We start from the raw sequence: 17,393 nt of genomic DNA on the forward strand, positions 1-17,393 counted from the left end.
TATGTTTGGGCTGAAGCCAATGGAGGGTTTGCTTATATGAAAAACGGGCTAAAGCCCGTTCCTATTGATGTTTTTATTGTGAATGTGTTAATTGATTAAAGTAATTATGGTATGCTTGTGAAATTTAATATAATTTAAACTACATTTTGATATGGATGTAATTTTCATGCTTAAAATAGTAATATCATATTTATTAAAATCGATATAAGCTGTTAAATATTATATGCTTAATAATAATACCATACATTATCAAATTCAACAGAAATGGGCTTTAGCCCATTTAAAAATTAAGAAAAAAATCCTCTGGCTTTAGCCAAAACTTTACATCCATCCTAATTTCAATAAATACCTTTCTTCAATGATATTAAGATGATGATAATTATGACCTACAATGAGTTTTCCTATGGTTTCTACCGATATTTCGTGGCCATTGGCCATACCTGTATTATGTAAGGCAGAAGGTTGAAGAGTTTCCAGCAGGATTTGAGATGATCTTCTTACAAGTTTGTATTCTTCCAATAGTGATTCTAAAGATCTTTTATCCGCAAAAGATTTTTCAGCATATTCATTTTCATCAAAACCGGGAAGATTATTTTGATCTCCTCTGGCAAAAGCTAATATTCTATACTGAAATACTCTTTCCGTATCTGCTAGATGCAGCAGTACTCCTTTCAATGTCCATTTTCCTTCCGCATAGGCAAATGTAGATTGTTCTTCTGTAAGATTAGAAAAAATTCCTATGGTTTTATCTGCTGATTTTTTTAACTCTCCTAATAAGTTATCAGAAGGAATAAGGTCTAAATATCTCTGAATATATTTTTGAAAATCTGTCATTTTTTTATAGTATAAGTTGTGAATAATGTTTTGTAATATGAGGTCTTAAGATACGAGTTACAAGGTACAAGATAAACAGTAATCATAAATACATTATACAATATATATATTATGAATTGTTCCACTCGTAGAAATTGACAGAGTCGTAAAGTTTAAATCCGCAGGATGGGTATAACTGATTTCCAATGTCGTTGCCTTTCCCTGTTTCCAGTAAAATTCCACAGGCTTTTGAAAATCTGCATAATTCTTTAGACTCCTCGACAAGTTTTTTTGAGTAACCTTTTCCTCTGTGATTAGGATTAACGTATAAATCATTCAGCAGCCAGTAGCGCTGCATTCTTGTAGATGAGAATATGGGGTATAATTGTACAAAACCTGTCAGTATTCTGTTTTCTTCTGATACAAAAATTTCAGAGTCTTTATTGTCAAGTCTTTCTCTTAGAAAATTTTTAGCTGCAGAAATATCAGATTCTTTATGATAAAATACTCTGTATTGATCAAATAGTTCTGCCAGTTGAGGTAAATCAGAGATAACTGCTTTTCTTGTGCTTTTCATATTGGGTGGTGATCATAAAATGAGAAGGATGATTCATCCTTCTCATTTCAGTTTATTGTATATTAAGAAAAAGCTTTTTCCAGATCTGCTATAAGATCCTCAGCATCTTCAATACCTACGCTTAAACGAACCAGGTCATCCGTGATTCCCAGTTCAGCACGTTTTTCAGCGGGAATAGACGCGTGAGTCATTAATGCAGGGTGATTAGCTAAAGATTCAACCCCTCCTAAAGATTCAGCAAGTGTGAATACCCTTACCTTTTCTAGGAATTTGATTGCATCTTCTTTCTTTCCGGATTTGAAAGTGAATGAAACCATTCCTCCTGACTCCCTCATCTGAGATTTTGCCAGCTCATATTGAGGATGAGATTCCAGTCCTGGATAGATTACCTTATCTACAGCAGGGTGAGTCTCAAGATATTTTGCTACCGCAAGACCATTGTCAGAATGTCTCTGCATTCTTAAGGCTAGTGTTTTGATCCCTCTTAATACAAGATAAGAATCGTGTGGTCCTAAAATACCACCACTGGCAAACTGAATGAAGTGAAGTTTTTCTCCCAATTCAGCATCTTTAGCAATAAGTGCTCCTGCAATAACATCAGAGTGCCCACCAAGATATTTGGTAGCAGAGTGCATTACAATATCAGCACCCAAATCAATGGGTCTTTGAATATAAGGAGTAGCAAAAGTGTTATCTACTGCTACTAAAATATCTTTTCCTTTAGCAATTTCTACAACTGCTTTGATGTCTACCAGCTTCATCAACGGGTTGGTAGGAGTTTCTACCCAGATAAGCTTTGTTTTATCAGTGATAACATCTGCAATTTTAGAAACATCATCAAAATTTACGAAAGTAAACTTTAACTGATATTTTTCAAAAAGTCTGGTAAACATTCTATAGGTGCCTCCATAAAGATCATCCACTGCAACTACTTCATCACCTGGGTTTAACAATTTCAAAACACAGTCGATTGCTGCAAGACCTGAACCGAAAGCCAATCCTCTAGCTCCATTTTCAATACTTGCTAAAGAATCTTCCAATGCCTGTCTGGTAGGGTTGGCTGCTCTTGAATATTCATATCCGGAATGTACTCCCGGGCTTTTCTGTGCAAACGTAGAAGTTAAAAATACAGGAACATTTACAGAACCTGTTGCAGACTCATGATGCTGCCCTCCGTGAATTACTTTTGTATTAAAATTCATAATTTTTTGCTTTAGGCTTTGAGCATTAAACAATAGGATATATTGCTTAAGCTGATTGTTTTTATTAAAATTTGCTCTATAGCTGAATACAAAAAGCTTACCGCTTACTGCCTGCAGCTCGTTGTATATTGTGTATTTTTACTTAATGGCAGACTTTACAGCAAACTCCTCAGCAATTTCTTCCAGCCACTGTGCTACATCCTCCTCTCCGGTAGCTCTCTGGTAAGTATTTCCTAAAGAAACTAAAATCTGGTGGATAAACATCTTCATTTGATCTACAGGCATTTCTTTCGTCCAAAGGTCAATTCTTAAAGCTTCCATTGTTTTTTCGTCCCATACTGAGATCATTGTTGCTTTAGTTTCCTCCTTTTCAATACCTCCATCCTGAGCATTCCATGTGATGCTTTCCGGGATATGGTTTTCATCAAGCTCTACATCTATCGTAATCTGAGTCTTTCTCATTTTTTCTATTTTTTCTAAATTCTAAAATTTTCTATTATTTAAGTTTCGGCTTATAACCGGACTGATTAAAAATGGTTGTAGCATCCATTTTCAGGAAATCAGTAAGTTTTGTTTCAGGTTTTTCCTTAAGATAGGACTTACAGACCTGCCATCCTGTAAAAATTCCGATTTGTGGCGAAGATTCATTATCAATCTCAGTATAAAATTTTGAGAACGGACCCGGTGAGATAAAACGTTCACCCAATCTCGGATCATCTCCGAAAATAAGATTGCTTTCCACAAAATAGTTCCAGATATTGGCTTCATTACTGGTTGCCCATTCATACTGCTTCTTGGTATAGTTCATTTTCAGGTAATCCGGGACATCCGGAAGAAAAGCATCCTGAAGAATCATTACTTTTCCATTCAGAATGATCTGGTCAATAAATTTCTGATGATCTGAAGATTCTGTAACAATATTTTCAGCGAAAAGTTGTGATACCTTTGGAACAATGTTCTGAGGGTTCATGGATTTTTGAAAATACTGCTCAAGTCCTTTATAGTGAGTATTTCCATCTCCCATAAAGCCGGTAATATCAATGAACAGAAGATTTCCTTTCTGATCATAAAAGATAGGATCCTGAACCATTTGCAATGCAGATGAAAACAGGTATACTTTAGGGCTTTTGAATTGTGGGAAATAATACTTAATATGCGAAAATAAATTTTGAAGCTCCTTCTGAAGTTTTGCCTGATCTATTTTCCCAATAGCTTCCTTGTAGATTTTTACCTCTTCGGCATCTGTTCTTCTCTTTCCAAAATCGGCATCAGAAACACTTCCCTGAAACCACGGGAACTTTGCCTTAAACTGATCCAACGGAACACCGGTATTGTAGAATTCTTTGGAAATATCTGTCATCTCAATCTTTCCGGCAGTATCTTTTACCTCTACTTTCCATTGGTTTTGAGACTCTTTTTTGCAGGAATTAAGTCCGGCAGCTAAAATAGAAGAAAGCGCTATATATCTAAAAATCTTCATTATTTTTACATGGAATTTAAGTTTACAAAAATAAGGATTAAATAAACAATTCATGATGAAAATTAAAATATTTACAGCCCTCAGCCTTATTTTGGGACTTCCTTTTTTCCATGGACAAAAACTTGAATTTAAAGACAAGAATTTTGAAAAAGCAGTGCTGGAAAACTTTGATAAAAACAAGAATGGAACACTCGAAATACTGGAAGCAGAGAGGGTTTTCAACTTGTTCTTGGTTCAGAAAGGGATTAGATCCATTGATGATCTGCATTTTTTTAAGAATATAAAAATGGTCATTATAGATGATAATGCTATTCCTGAAATTACACTGAATAATTTTGACAAGCTGGAATTATTTTCCTGTACAGGATGCACAATATCTTCATTCAAAGCCGAAAATCTGAAAAATCTTACCTCATTATATCTTGATCATAACCTTTTGGAGGGGATTTCACTGAAAGGGACACCAAAAATTGAGCAATTAACATTATCTTTAAATCAATTAAAAACAATTGATGTTACTTCACTTAAAAATTTAAGAAAGCTGAACGTAGAACATAACAAGCTTCAGAAAATAGATGTTTCTGGCAGTCAAAGCTTGCAAACTTTGAATGTAACCGGAAATAAAATGAAGGAAACGGATGTAAAAAAAGGTACAAAAACCGATATTACTATTTTTGTTACCAGACAATAAAACTAATCCTATGAAAATAGAAACTAAAAGACTTATTTTGAGAAAGCTGGAAGATGCTGATTTTGAGCGTATGTTTATGATGGATTCTGATCCTGAAGTGATGAAATATATTGGAGTTCCTCCATTGACGGATAGTAATGAGTCAAAAAAAGTCATCAGGATGATTCAGAAGCAGTACGAAGAAAATGGAGTAGGAAGACTGGCTGTTGTAGAAAAAGAGACAGCAGTGGTAGTGGGATGGAGCGGATTAAAATTATTAACTAAAGAAGTTAATGGCTATCAAAATGTTTTGGAACTGGCATACCGCTTCTTACCTGAAGCCTGGGGCAAAGGATATGCCGTAGAATCAGGAATTGCCTCCCTTGATTATGGTTTTAAAGAATTGGGTGCAGATGCCATTTATGCTTATGCACATTCTGAACATGATGCTTCCAATCATATTTTAAGAAAGTTAGGATTTGAAAAAACAAGCGAATTTAAAGAACCGGATGGAATCTGCTTCTGGTATGAACTGAAGCGTGAAAAACAGGCAAAGTAGATGGTAAGGTAACAATACTGCAGGAGGAGGCTATAGACCACAAAGAGGTCTTTGAATTGACAGAAGAGGCATTCAGAGAGATGGAACATAGTGATCATCAAGAACAGTTTCTTGTTGAAAAGCTAAGAAAATCTGATGCTTTATTCCAGAGCTCTCTTTGGTTGCTGAAGATGAAAACGGCGGCATTGCAGGGCATATTTTGTTTACAAAAATAAAAATTGTAAATGATCAGGAATCCTTTGAATCTCTGGCATTAGCTCCTGTTTCGGTAAAACCTGAATTTCAGAATCAGGGAATTGGTGGACTGCCTATTCGTGAAGGTCATCGTATTGCTAGGGCATTATGATATCAATCAGTCATCCTTATCGGACATGAAAAATATTATCCTAGGTTTGGTTACGAAAAAACCAGTAATTTTGGGATTTCTTTTCCGTTTGAAATTCCCGAAGAAAATGGAATGGCTATAGAGCTGGTAAATGACGGATTAAAAAATAAAAAAGGGATGGTAAAATACCCTAAAGAATTTGGAATAGATTAAAAAATATAGACGATGCAGACACAAAAAGTGATAGATCATATTGTAAGCTGGTTAAAAGATTATGCTACAAAAGCAAGAGTGAATGGGTATGTATTAGGGGTTTCCGGAGGTGTAGATTCCGGTGTGGTTTCTACTTTAGCAGCAATGACCGGGCTGAAAACTTTACTGATCGAAATGCCAATCCGTCAAAAAGCCGATCAGGTAGACCGCGCAAAGGAACATATGGATGATTTGAAATCAAGATTCCCGAATGTAGAAGTAATGTCTGTTGATCTTACTCCTGCTTTTGAAGAACTTTACAAAACGTTTGATGTAAAGGATGATCTGTATCCTAATGAAAAACTGGCTTTTGCCAATACCAGATCACGTCTGAGAATGCTTACCCTTTATTATTATGGACAGCTAAACGGACTTTTGGTATGTGGAACAGGAAATAAAGTGGAAGATTTCGGAATTGGATTTTATACCAAATACGGTGATGGCGGGGTAGATGTTTCTCCAATTGCTGATCTTTACAAGACAGAAGTTTATGCCCTGGCAAAAGGTTTGAACCTTATAAAAAGTATTCAGGAAGCAATCCCCACTGATGGGCTTTGGGATGTAGACAGAACAGATGAACAACAGATTGGTGCTACCTATCCGGAACTGGAAAAAATTCAGAAAGAATATGGAACCAAGACTGCTGAGGATTACGAAGGAAGAGATAAAGAAGTTTTCCTGATCTTCGACAGAATGCATAAAGCGGCAAAACATAAAATGGACCCTATTCCTATCTGTGACATTCCTGAAGAATGGAGAAGTGAATAGATAATATGAATAGAGCAATATAACAGTTTACCAATGTTTTGTACTTTCATTGCTGCATTGTTAAATTAATACAACACTATTATGAACGGTAAAATAAGATCTGTATTTTTTATATGTCTGGGACTTCTTTTCGGGATGTCTGTGATGTATATCTATAAAAACTTTATTACAGATAAAAAAGATCAGCCAAACTCTGCAAAGTCAGAAGTTGTAAATTATAGCAGCACCTCAACAGCAGAGCAGTATGATACCGGAAACTCAACTCCACAGAATTCTATTGAAAAACTGACAGAAGAAAAAACGGTGATTAGTTATATAAAACAGAATCACAGGTTGCCGGATTATTATATTACAAAAAATGAAGCCAGACGTCAGGGGTGGAATCCTTCAAAAGGAAATCTTTGCGATGCCATTCCCGGAAAAGCTATTGGTGGAGATAAATTTGGCAACAGGGAAGGAAGACTGCCGGATAGTGAGAAATATTTTGAAGCAGATGTCAATTATCATTGCGGAGGAAGAAATGCAGACCGAATCATCTATACCAGCGATGGAGACGTGTACCTTACCAAAAACCATTATAAGAGTTTTGAAAAACAGTAAATGGTGAAAAATATAAACTGTCATTGCAACAAGCGATAGTGGCGAAGCCATGACAAATTTAGTTTGTATTTAAATTATTGTAAATTTTAATTTTGAAAAATCACAGCCTTCTTTATGTGTTGGTATTATTTCTGGTCTTCTCTTGCTCAGAAAAGAAAAATACTGTAAAAAAACATGAAAAAAAGCCGGCTGTAACTATCCTTATACAACCATTTAAAGACCTAAAACCTGAGAAGGTGATAAAGATAGCGAACGGAATAAAAAAAGTATATCCTAATGTAAAGGTTCTTGAAGTGATAGATTTTCCGGAAAATACTTATTATAAAGAAAGAAACCGTTATCGGGCAGATTCAATTATTAAGTTTTTAAGCCATAAAACTAAAGAAGGTTTTGTAACAATTGGCTTAACTTCTAAAGATATAAGTGCAGCCAGAGGTAAAATAAAAGACTTTGGAATTATGGGACTGGGATATACACCTGGAAAAGCCTGTGTGGCTTCAAACTTTAGACTGAGCAAAGAAAATTCAGATGAACAGTTCTATAAAGTAGCCATTCATGAGCTGGGACATACACAAGGGTTGAGGCATTGCCCTGAAAAAACGTGTTTTATGAGAAATGCAGAAGGTAAAAATCCAACTAATGTGGAAACGGACTTCTGCAAAAAATGCAAAACTTTTTTAATCAATAAAAATTGGAAATTTAGTTCAATATGAAGACAGTATATATAGATTTTACAGACATAGGTGATTATGAAGATTTTTACACCCAATTAAAGGAAAAAATTCAGCTTCCTGACTATTTTGGAGATAATCTTGATGCGCTTTCGGATACCATTACCGGAGAACTCGAAATGCCTCTCCACCTTGAATTCGTAAACATGACTGTAGATCAGCTGGAGATTTTTGAAGATCTGCTGACTACACTGGAAGACGCTGAAGAAGAAGTAGAAGACTTTAGTTTTACTTACTACCTTGAGCAATATGAAGACGAAGACGAGGATGAAGATGATGTAGAATCAGTAGATTAGTAAAAAAAATAAGGCTGTTTCAGTGATAGAGGCAGCCTTATTTATGTTTATTCTATAGATTTTAAAAAAATAGGTACAGAGCGTTTTATATTTTTAGATAAGAGAAATAAAAAAAATAAAACCTGCAGAAATTCTACAGGTTTTAAACTAATTATCATCTATAAAATCCCATAAGACTCTATATCACGGTAAAAACTGTAGATGACAGCTTTTGTACGCTGTACATCTTACAAAAATGTTGAATCAAAGTAAAAAGGCAGCAGATCTTTCACCGCGTGCACTTTTACAACTTCTTCATTCATGCTTGAAAAATAAAGATCAATGTTCTCATTCTGCTTGGTTTCATATTCTATTAAGCTCTGCCGGCAGGCTCCACAGGGAGGAATCGGTGGATTCTTCTCATGGAACTCTTTCGGACCACCCACTACGAAGATCTTCTTTACTTTCACATAAGGAAAGTTGGCTGCTATCCAAAATAAGGCAGTTCTTTCAGCACAAAGCCCCGAGGGAAAAGCGGCATTCTCCTGGTTGTTTCCGGAATAGATTTCTCCATTTTCCAATAGTACGGAGCATCCTACAAAAAACTGAGAGTAGGGAGCATAGGCATTTGCACGCGCTTCCTTGGCTCTTTCAAATAGTTTTTTTTCTATATCATTCAGTTCACCGCTATTCTTAAAATATTCGTAACTGATCTGTATGTCTTTTTTCATATATTGTAGACTAAAAAAGGGGGTAAAAGTACTTCTTTTTAATGAAGTGGGCAATATTTATTCTTCCTAAGATGAAGTTCAATTTTTAAAAAGATAAAATGTTATATACACCAATAAAATTCAGAAACGTAGAGTTAAAAAACAGATGGGTAATGTCTCCTATGTGTATGTATTCATGTGAAAACGGAATAGCCAATGATTTTCATTTCGTTCATTACGGAAGCAGATCGCAGGGAGGAACCGGATTACTGATGGTTGAGGCCACAGGAATAGAACCAAGAGGAAGGATTACCAATCACTGTATGGGAATCTGGAATGAGGAACAGGCTGAAAAACTGCAGCGGATTGTTGAATTTGTTCATAAGAATTCAGAAAGTAAGATAGGAATTCAGCTGGCTCATGCAGGAAGAAAAGGCTCTACATGGAATAATCTTCAAATTTCTGTTGAAGAAGGTTGGGAAACAGTTGCTCCAAGCCCTATTCCTTACCATCCGTCAGAAAGAATTCCTCATGTTCTAAATACAGACGAGATAAAAGAACTGATTCAGGAATTTAAAAAAGCAGCAAGAAGAGCTGTAAATGCAGGTTTTGATATCATTGAACTTCATGGCGCGCATGGATATCTTATTCATCAGTTTCTATCACCACTTTCCAATATCAGAACAGATGAATATGGCGGAAGTTTTGAAAACAGAATCCGGTTTCTGCTGGAAATTGTAGATGCAGTGAATGAAGAACTTAATGAAAATACTGCCCTTTTTGTACGAATTTCAGGAACAGAATATGCTGAAAACGGATGGGGCATTGATAATAGTGTAGAGTTAGCTAAGATTCTAAAAGAACATTCCGTTGATCTGGTTGATGTATCAAGCGGAGGAAATATTCATGGAGCAAAAATTTCTGTTTTCGATGGATATCAGGTTCCTTTCTCTTCCCAAATAAGAAACGAAGCTGCTGTAAAAACGGGAGCTGTGGGGTTAATTACCAAAGTAGAGCAAGCTGAAGAAATTCTTCAGAAAGGAGATGCTGACCTTATTTTCGTAGCAAGGGAAATTTTAAGAAACCCGTACATTGCCGTACAGGGCGCTTTTGAGATGAAAGAAGAGTGTTTTTTTCCACATCAGTATACCAGAGCGAAAATTTCGTCATAACTAGTAAGTAGCTTAAACCCGTAAAGATGAATATTGAAGACTTCATGCTTACCTGTCCCAGTAAAAAATTTCTGGGTGTGGAATGTCTTGGATGCGGAGCACAGAGAGCTATAGTCCTTGTTTTTGAAGGAAAGTTCTCTGAGGCATTTCATATGTATCCGGCAGTATATACCTTGCTGCTCTTTCTTTTTATTCTAGGGGTAAGTTTTATTGATAGAAAGAGGAAGTATGGAACCATTTTAATGAGCTTGGTTGCCATCAATCTTGTCATTATGATCGGTGCCTATTTTTATAAACATTATTAAATTTATTGGTCTAAAAGATAAAGACCAGAGTTTTTCAATAAATCTCTGGTATTTCCATATAGCTCTATGATGCTGTTTTTCAGGCAGGAAAATAATCAAAACTAATTTGAAAATCTCAAATTGTCGTAGAACTACTACAATTTCTGAAACTGTTGCCTAAAAACTTTTTCAATTAGACCATGAACTCTATCTTTGTTATACAATCCTTATATACGGAAGTAATCATTAAAGATTAAAATTTAAGAATATGGCAGGAAATTCAAGAGGAATCTTAAAATTCAATGGAGGTGAAGCTCAAAAGCTGTTGAAAATGAATTACAGTGTATCAAGATCTACAGACGTTTCAGGACGTGTGGCGTCAGATCCATCCAATGCGCTTATTAAAGTAACAATTGAAGCTACAGAGAAATCTGATATTCTGGAAAGTTTACTTAACAGCAAATATAAACCAACTAGCGGAGAAATTACTTTTAATAAATCTCATGAAGAAGGAACACTCATTTCTTTGAAATGGGAAAACGGATATGTAATCCAGCATGAAGTGGATTTTGATGCTCTGGACAGTAACAGTATGCTTATCAGCTTTATCATTAGTGCTGAAAGTATCACTTACGGAAATTCATCTTATGATGGCCTTTGGCCTTTAAGCTAAATCTTCATAGAAAGATATAAAAAAGGCTGTCTCTATAAGACGGTCTTTTTTACCCCTTTAGGAAATCTGGGCGTAAGTTTTTTTGTTTAATTAAAAAAATCCCGCTTGATTGAATAATCTAAAAATAAACAACTCACCACAAAATATGTCAAATAATCCTGAAACATCAAGAGCAGCGTCTTTCCGCCCCACGCAGAATGCAGATGGTGTATCTCAAAATCACCATACAGGAATCAACCGTCTGGTAAAACTTTCCGTGGTCATAGAAGGGAAGATTATCAAATACTACAAACATTTTAAGCTTAAACAAAGTACCCGGTATCATCACGAATTTACACTCACCCTGGCTCACGATACGCTTGGTGACAGACAGACCCATTCATTGGAAGATGCCAATAAATTTCTTGGGAAAAGGCTTACAGTAGTTATTTCCTATAAAGATATAGATAACAGTCCTGAAAGAACCTTTGTAGGAGTTATTACAGGAGTAGGATTCAGTCAGGAGCAGATGAGTCTTGGTAATATTGTACTTACAGGGTATAGTCCGACCATTCTTCTGGACGGGGCACCGCATATCCAGAGTTTTGGAGGTACACAGGCTGTCAATATAGGAATGATTGCAGAAGAGGTGATCAAGCAGGGAGTGGATAAAAGCCGTTTTGATATCAGGGTAGATGCCAATAATTTTTCACAGATTATTTACAGCAGCCAGTATGATGAAACCCACTACAATTATCTGGCAAGAATGGCTGAAGCTTATGGTGAGCAATTCTATTATGACGGTGAAGTATTGCATTTTGGAAAACTTCCGCCTCAGAACAAACCTATCACTCTCACCTATGGAAGTAGCGCTCATAATATTAAAGTTGAATTAAAAGCAGTTCATACCAGACCACAGTTTTATGGGTATAACAGCAATAAAGATGAAAGGCTGACTTCAGGTTCTACTCCTATAAAACATGTGAGCGATTTGGCAAATACGGCTTATAGTCACAATGATTCTATCTATAAGACACCCGCTTTACAAGTTGCACCTATTAAAGCTACTACTCATCTTGATGTGGAATATTCACAAAAAAGTGCATCAGGAAGTGAAGCTGTAAATGTTTTTTCTATCTCAGGAAATACAACAGTTCCTTTTTTGCATCCCGGCTGTGTAGTGGATGTGCAAATGCGTAAACCTGATTCTAATGAAACTTCTTATTTTACAAAAATTATGATTACAGAAGTAGAACATGAGATTGATACAAGAGGACATTATAATGGTATTTTTGTAGGAATAGCGGCAGATACAGGATTTTTACCAAAGCCTGGATATACCATTCCAAAGGCAGAACCACAAACAGCCACAGTAATCTCCAATACTGATCCGGAAGGACAGGGGAGAGTACAGGTGAGATTCGACTGGCAAACCAATGATACAACTCATTTCATTCGAATGATGAGCCCTGACGCGGGAGGAACAGACCAGGTTACCCAAAACAGAGGATATATAGCTATTCCCGAAGTCGGAGATCAGGTGATGGTCAATTTTGTACACAGCCATCCGGATAGACCTTTCGTAATGGGAGGAATGTTTCATGGTGGAATCGCTTTAGGAGGGGGAGTTAACAATCACCTGAAATCTATACAGACCAGAAGCGGAATCAGAATTCTAATGAATGATGAAGAAGGAAGTGTAACGATTCTTGATCCAAGCGGTAATACCTACTTTATGGACGGACAGGGGAATATCAGCATGAAAGCACCTAAGAATTTTACATTAAATGCAGGAGACAATATCAATATCACTGCCGGAAAAGAAATTACGATAGGAGCAGGAGCAAGTATTACCAGTACAGCCAATGACAACATTATTTCTATAGCTGGAAAGGATATGAAACTTACCGCATCAGGAGATATTACAGAAACGTCTGATACCAGAACAGAAATGATAGAGAAAGAATTCAAGAGACAATCTGAAACGTCCAATGAAATCGCAGGTGAAATCTCTATGTTCAGTGAGCTGGAAAATATGACTATGCAGAGTGGAAAGATCGTAGAATTCAACAGTGCTGAAAAATCAAAACTTTTCTGATATGGCGATTATAAAAACAGCAGCCAATCTACGCATAACAGTCAAAGATTCTTATCATCTGAGCGTAGGAAAAAAGGTGGAAAAAATAGCAAAGAAGATCAATGTAGAAGCACATAAGGAAAATCTGATTTTAGCAAGTAACAAGAAGATTATGTCACATGGTCATAAATAAATGTAAAATACTGGCCCTTCTTATTATATGTTGTTTCTCATTAACGAATTGTCAGAATAAAAAAATGGAAGAAAAATACAGTTGGCTGGGAACCGTCTCTGCACCACAGGAATACCCGATGGAAATTTATAAAGGAGCGATTGTAGCAAACGATTTCAGCTACACTTTTGATGCAATCTGGGGAACTCAGAATACAGGATGGGGTAAAGAAGGAGGAACGATGAGTGTAGAGACTGAAAAGATGGGAATACCTCATCAATTGGATTTTACATGGTATTCTTTGGTGGAAAATAAGTTTTTTACTGGAAAATGGGACCTTAACAAAGAGAAAATTAAAACCCTTTTTGAAGAAGGATTTGTAGACCAGGATACTCATAAGAAAATGACATACAATTCTTTTGTTGTAGGACTGGCTCCGCAGGGAAGAGTTGTTTTATGGATAAAAGGACCGGGGAATCAAAAAGAGGTTGGAGCTTTTCAGGCTCATGATACTCTTATTACAAGAGAAAAAGCATATGATAATGCTCAATATATGTTTAAAGAGGGATTTGCAGACAGAATGCTGAACGATCCTTCTTACAAAACATTCAAACCGGAAGTTCTGGAAAAAATCAAAAAACAAGGCTACCCTCCCTCAGATATTTATAATGTTTACAGAGAAAAATACAATTGGAAGCCAGTTGTGGTCCTTCCGGAAGGAGCAGAGTGGATAGACTTTGGATTTACCAGTTATAATGGTGAGCAGGAAAATATTTTTGATCAGAGTTTAAAAGATAATACTTATAAAAGCAGAGCCATTCCCAGGTTTTGTGGCTTTTACTGGAGAGATAAGAACAAGAATAAATATGCTGTATGGGTAGATTCTTTTGATGAAAAAGAAATTTTTGAATTATTTCAAAAGTTGGGTAAAGATAAACAAATTGATTTTACCATTAAAGTAAATCAGGACAATACTCAGGTGTTGCTTTCTCTGGTGGCTGAAAAACAAAGTCTTTCCATCAATAAAGCAAAAATCAGAGTATCCCGTAAGATAGAATAATATATTCCCTTCAATCCATAAAAAATAAGAACGATGCACAACAATCAGTTTGGAAGTTATACACCGTCCGTATCCAAAGAGGAAGTGTTAGACATTACAATTGGGATATTTTTTGACGGGACGTTAAATAACAAAACCAATACTATAGAACGTAGAGGGAAAACAGAGGTCCATAAAAAATATGGAGGTAAATCTTCAGACAATAACAGTTACAATAACGACTGGAGTAATGTGGCCCGTATGTGGGATAACTATGATAAAAATTTTGGAATTTATATAGAAGGTATTGGTACCGAAGATTCCAAAGGAGATGCCACCCTGGGATATGCTTTCGGAACAGGCGAAACGGGGATCAGAGCTAAAGTAAGAAAAGGTTGCGAAGAAATTGTAAAAAAAGTAAAAACCATAAAAAGTGAAAAGAAAGCCGATAAAATAGCTGTCATTACTTTTGATGTATTTGGTTTCAGCCGCGGAGCAGCCGCTGCCCGCAATTTTGTATATGAAATAGGAAAGGCAAAATATAAAGCGAAATCATATACCGTTTCGAATGATGGAATGACCGTTACTTCATACTCCGATGATGATGGTAAAAACGTTGAAGGAGCAGAACTTCCTAAATGGGGACATCTTGGGCTCAAACTGGAAGAAGCAGGAATTAAAGTAGACGTTTTAAAAATCAGATTTCTCGGGATCTATGATACCGTTTCTTCCTATTCAAAATATTTGTCACCTGTACCGAACTTTGCCAACGACGTAGAGGAGCTAAGCCTTAATGATATAGGAAAAGCTCAGACTATTATTCATTTCATTGCTGAAAACGAACACAGGGAAAATTTTGACCTTACAAGAGTGCATATCGGAACAGAGAAAACATTCCCCGGAGTGCATTGTGACGTAGGAGGAGCATATGAAAACGGGCAGGAAACCTGGGAAGAGGTTGAAACATCATGGACAACCAGCAGTAAACTGGAAGCGTTAAAAACACAGCTGGTAACAGAAGGCTGGTATGAGAAAGATCAGCTTACCATTACTCCCGGTTTCTATTTATCATTAAGAGGAACACGATACCTGCTGAAAACATTCAGCTACATTCCTTTACATTTTATGGCTGAATATGGCATAGAGAAAACTTTGCCCATTACTGACAAAAAGATGATTAATGAGACCTATTCCATCTCATCCGATGCATTGCTAATAAGAGTAAAAGACCGTCTCAGAACCTATGTAATGGGAGATAATAAACCCTATACATTTAAAGGATTCAAAGAACTGCGCGATACCTATGGAGGAGAAACGATTCCGGAAGAAAAATATACTGCCTATCAGAAAGAAGTGAAAGAACAGGATGATTTAAGAGATCTTCGCAAAAAATATCTGCACTGGTCTGCAAGAAGAGAAGGCATTGGAATGGATCCAAGGTCAGATAGAAGAAGAGTTATTCATTAAAATCTATGCAGAAATATAATAAACATAGCGTTCAGAAAGATGAAACCTTAAAAAGTATTGCAGCACTTTACAATCTGAGTACAGATGCTTTAAAGTTATTTCATAATAACCTATGCACTGTAAAAGACATGATTCTGATAGAGCTGACCGTACAAAAAGAAATATTTATTCCACGAACGGCTGTTACTGATAAAAGCAGATTGGTAGAATTCGGAAAAGGAAACAGACTCGTTTTTCAGCCTGAAAACTCAGTACGGAGGTACAGTGTTGTCATTACCATTCAAAAAGGAGAAGATAAAAGCGAACTCAAATATGAAACATCAGTACGCTGGCTGAAAACCGAAAAAGGGAATCATTTTTTTGAAATAGACCGTACATCAAACCTTTATCTTAATGAAGAGGAAGTCAATGAAATTGCAGATTTGCTGGCTTACAGGACCTCAAAGGTTTTATATCCTTTACAGATCTGCACAGATGAAAACGGGAAATTTGAAGCCGTTGAAAATGCTGAGGTATTTCTCAAAAGATGGCCCGGAATTAAAGAAGAATTGTATAAAGAATTTGATGGAGAAACTGTAGACGAATACTGCAGGAGGATTGAAAAAGTAATCAGCGAGCCTGAAGCTATTGATCTGTATCTTAAAAACGATTATTTCATCAGGACTTTATTCTTTGGGATTTACCAAAGTTTTGGAAAGGACTATATAACAGAAATGACAACAATTTTTCCGGTAGTGGACAATGCTGTTGAACCCAGATACAAAATTACACTGGAGGCAGATCCGTTAAAAGGAGAAACAGGTCTGATTACAGTAGAAGGATCGGGAAAATTACATGAAGAAAGAGATATTGACGATTTTATAAGAAAATCACCTTTTTCATTGATTATAGAAGATGAGCCTGTGATGAACGAAGAGGGAAATTTCAGAATAATAGGCTATATGAAAGAAAAAACCTCACTGCCGAAATCCCTTTATCTGGAGTGCAGTATTATGCTGCAGGAAGAGAAAAAGATTTCAGTATCAGTGTCAGGAATTGATGAAAACTAAATTACCATTTCACTAAAGATAAAATTAATATGGCAGAAAAACATATTGTAGTACAGGGCGCCATGTGCAAATGCCAATTTGGGCAGATTCCCGACAAGCTGAAAGTACTTACACATCAAAAAGAATATGCCAATGATAAAAGCGCTTCTAAAAAACTCATCGTTACCACGAAAGAAATAGGAGGAGCCACATTTGAAAAAAATACATTCGGGAACTGTACCAAAATGGGAGGACCGCCTCCGCCCTGCAAGATCATGGTTACAGAATGGCAGAAGTTTTATGAGAAAGTACAGCTCAGTAATGGTGGGTATATCATTATAGAAGACAGTAAAGCAGTATGTGCCGTTGCCGGGACACCTTGTATTGAGATTATAGACCATGGACAGAGAGCAGAAGCCAGCCAGCAGAACTTTAAAAATGCCGACAAAGATATTCAACAGCAGATCAATCCGATGGTAGATTCTGAGGAAATGTATAATGAGCAGCCTTCAGGAGGAGGGCAGGATGCGGCAATCTAAA

Annotated in this window: 22 protein-coding genes; 16 read left to right on the forward strand and 6 right to left on the reverse strand. The window is 36.3% G+C overall.

Features of this window, described 5'->3' with window-relative positions:
- Nucleotides 1-321: 321 nt before the first annotated feature.
- The 5 genes from AC27VX_RS15000 to gldB all read right to left on the reverse strand — a co-directional run bounded on the left by AC27VX_RS15000 (nucleotide 322) and on the right by gldB (nucleotide 4,072).
- A complete protein-coding gene (locus tag AC27VX_RS15000) occupies nucleotides 322-834 on the reverse strand; it encodes a DinB family protein (protein WP_300689733.1) in 513 nt (170 codons plus the stop codon).
- Nucleotides 835-943: 109 nt separating this feature from the next.
- On the reverse strand, nucleotides 944-1,390 hold the full coding sequence (locus AC27VX_RS15005) for a GNAT family N-acetyltransferase (protein ID WP_300689731.1): 447 nt from the start codon (nucleotides 1,388-1,390) through the stop codon (nucleotides 944-946).
- Between the two features lie 62 nt (nucleotides 1,391-1,452).
- The gene (locus AC27VX_RS15010; RefSeq protein WP_262912480.1) at nucleotides 1,453-2,625 is read right to left on the reverse strand and encodes a cystathionine gamma-synthase; all 1,173 of its coding nucleotides are present in this window, start codon (nucleotides 2,623-2,625) and stop codon (nucleotides 1,453-1,455) included.
- Between the two features lie 105 nt (nucleotides 2,626-2,730).
- Nucleotides 2,731-3,054, reverse strand: coding sequence for a gliding motility protein GldC (gene gldC / locus AC27VX_RS15015; protein ID WP_236855627.1), 324 nt, complete (start codon nucleotides 3,052-3,054; stop codon nucleotides 2,731-2,733).
- Nucleotides 3,055-3,088: 34 nt separating this feature from the next.
- A complete protein-coding gene (gldB, locus tag AC27VX_RS15020) occupies nucleotides 3,089-4,072 on the reverse strand; it encodes a gliding motility lipoprotein GldB (RefSeq protein WP_236855626.1) in 984 nt (327 codons plus the stop codon).
- A gap of 52 nt (nucleotides 4,073-4,124) precedes the next feature.
- Here gldB and AC27VX_RS15025 point away from each other — a divergent pair, with 52 nt between their 5' ends.
- The 7 genes from AC27VX_RS15025 (at nucleotide 4,125) to AC27VX_RS15055 (ending at nucleotide 8,273) form a co-directional block, all read left to right on the forward strand.
- Nucleotides 4,125-4,763: a leucine-rich repeat domain-containing protein gene (locus AC27VX_RS15025; RefSeq protein ID WP_488696422.1), complete on the forward strand. Its 639-nt coding sequence runs from the start codon at nucleotides 4,125-4,127 to the stop codon at nucleotides 4,761-4,763.
- A 10-nt stretch (nucleotides 4,764-4,773) separates the two neighbouring features.
- On the forward strand, nucleotides 4,774-5,301 hold the full coding sequence (locus AC27VX_RS15030; RefSeq protein WP_488696424.1) for a GNAT family N-acetyltransferase: 528 nt from the start codon (nucleotides 4,774-4,776) through the stop codon (nucleotides 5,299-5,301).
- 157 nt (nucleotides 5,302-5,458) lie between these two features.
- Nucleotides 5,459-5,647 (forward strand): GNAT family N-acetyltransferase, encoded by a 189-nt coding sequence (locus AC27VX_RS15035; RefSeq protein WP_488696426.1) that lies wholly within the window; start codon nucleotides 5,459-5,461, stop codon nucleotides 5,645-5,647.
- A gap of 204 nt (nucleotides 5,648-5,851) precedes the next feature.
- On the forward strand, nucleotides 5,852-6,646 hold the full coding sequence (nadE, locus tag AC27VX_RS15040) for an NAD(+) synthase (RefSeq protein WP_488696428.1): 795 nt from the start codon (nucleotides 5,852-5,854) through the stop codon (nucleotides 6,644-6,646).
- Nucleotides 6,647-6,727: 81 nt separating this feature from the next.
- Nucleotides 6,728-7,246 carry a ribonuclease domain-containing protein gene (locus AC27VX_RS15045; RefSeq protein WP_488696430.1) on the forward strand — a complete coding sequence of 173 codons (519 nt, stop codon included), beginning with the start codon at nucleotides 6,728-6,730 and terminating at the stop codon, nucleotides 7,244-7,246.
- Between the two features lie 116 nt (nucleotides 7,247-7,362).
- Complete coding sequence (locus AC27VX_RS15050; protein WP_262912556.1) at nucleotides 7,363-7,959, forward strand: matrixin family metalloprotease; 597 nt, start codon at nucleotides 7,363-7,365, stop codon at nucleotides 7,957-7,959.
- Nucleotides 7,956-8,273, forward strand: coding sequence for a barstar family protein (locus tag AC27VX_RS15055; protein ID WP_236855621.1), 318 nt, complete (start codon nucleotides 7,956-7,958; stop codon nucleotides 8,271-8,273). The genes AC27VX_RS15050 and AC27VX_RS15055 overlap by 4 nt, the downstream gene beginning before the upstream one ends.
- A 227-nt stretch (nucleotides 8,274-8,500) precedes the next feature.
- On the opposite strand, the gene AC27VX_RS15060 is transcribed toward AC27VX_RS15055, so the two are convergent.
- Nucleotides 8,501-8,983, reverse strand: a complete 483-nt coding sequence (locus AC27VX_RS15060) for a cytidine deaminase (RefSeq protein WP_488696432.1) — start codon at nucleotides 8,981-8,983, stop codon at nucleotides 8,501-8,503.
- A gap of 98 nt (nucleotides 8,984-9,081) precedes the next feature.
- Between AC27VX_RS15060 and namA the strand changes: the two genes are divergently transcribed.
- From namA to AC27VX_RS15105, 9 genes are all read left to right on the forward strand, one after another.
- On the forward strand, nucleotides 9,082-10,134 hold the full coding sequence (namA, locus tag AC27VX_RS15065) for an NADPH dehydrogenase NamA (RefSeq protein ID WP_488696434.1): 1,053 nt from the start codon (nucleotides 9,082-9,084) through the stop codon (nucleotides 10,132-10,134).
- A 26-nt stretch (nucleotides 10,135-10,160) separates the two neighbouring features.
- Nucleotides 10,161-10,439, forward strand: coding sequence for a DUF2752 domain-containing protein (locus tag AC27VX_RS15070; RefSeq protein WP_236855618.1), 279 nt, complete (start codon nucleotides 10,161-10,163; stop codon nucleotides 10,437-10,439).
- 247 nt (nucleotides 10,440-10,686) lie between these two features.
- Nucleotides 10,687-11,091, forward strand: coding sequence for a type VI secretion system tube protein TssD (gene tssD / locus AC27VX_RS15075; protein WP_236855617.1), 405 nt, complete (start codon nucleotides 10,687-10,689; stop codon nucleotides 11,089-11,091).
- A 145-nt stretch (nucleotides 11,092-11,236) separates the two neighbouring features.
- Entirely contained in the window at nucleotides 11,237-13,168 is a 1,932-nt protein-coding gene (locus tag AC27VX_RS15080; RefSeq protein ID WP_488696436.1) for a type VI secretion system Vgr family protein, read from the forward strand.
- 1 nt (nucleotide 13,169) lies between these two features.
- Nucleotides 13,170-13,340, forward strand: coding sequence for a hypothetical protein (locus tag AC27VX_RS15085; protein ID WP_236855615.1), 171 nt, complete (start codon nucleotides 13,170-13,172; stop codon nucleotides 13,338-13,340).
- Nucleotides 13,341-13,404: 64 nt separating this feature from the next.
- Nucleotides 13,405-14,379 (forward strand): DUF2931 family protein, encoded by a 975-nt coding sequence (locus AC27VX_RS15090; RefSeq protein WP_300689706.1) that lies wholly within the window; start codon nucleotides 13,405-13,407, stop codon nucleotides 14,377-14,379.
- Nucleotides 14,380-14,412: 33 nt separating this feature from the next.
- Nucleotides 14,413-15,825 carry a T6SS phospholipase effector Tle1-like catalytic domain-containing protein gene (locus AC27VX_RS15095; protein ID WP_488696439.1) on the forward strand — a complete coding sequence of 471 codons (1,413 nt, stop codon included), beginning with the start codon at nucleotides 14,413-14,415 and terminating at the stop codon, nucleotides 15,823-15,825.
- A gap of 5 nt (nucleotides 15,826-15,830) precedes the next feature.
- Nucleotides 15,831-16,874, forward strand: a complete 1,044-nt coding sequence (locus AC27VX_RS15100) for a hypothetical protein (protein WP_488696441.1) — start codon at nucleotides 15,831-15,833, stop codon at nucleotides 16,872-16,874.
- Between the two features lie 29 nt (nucleotides 16,875-16,903).
- A complete protein-coding gene (locus tag AC27VX_RS15105) occupies nucleotides 16,904-17,392 on the forward strand; it encodes a DUF4280 domain-containing protein (protein WP_236855611.1) in 489 nt (162 codons plus the stop codon).
- Nucleotide 17,393 lies beyond the last annotated feature (1 nt).

Source organism: Chryseobacterium sp. 14P4.3.2, assembly GCF_057799275.1.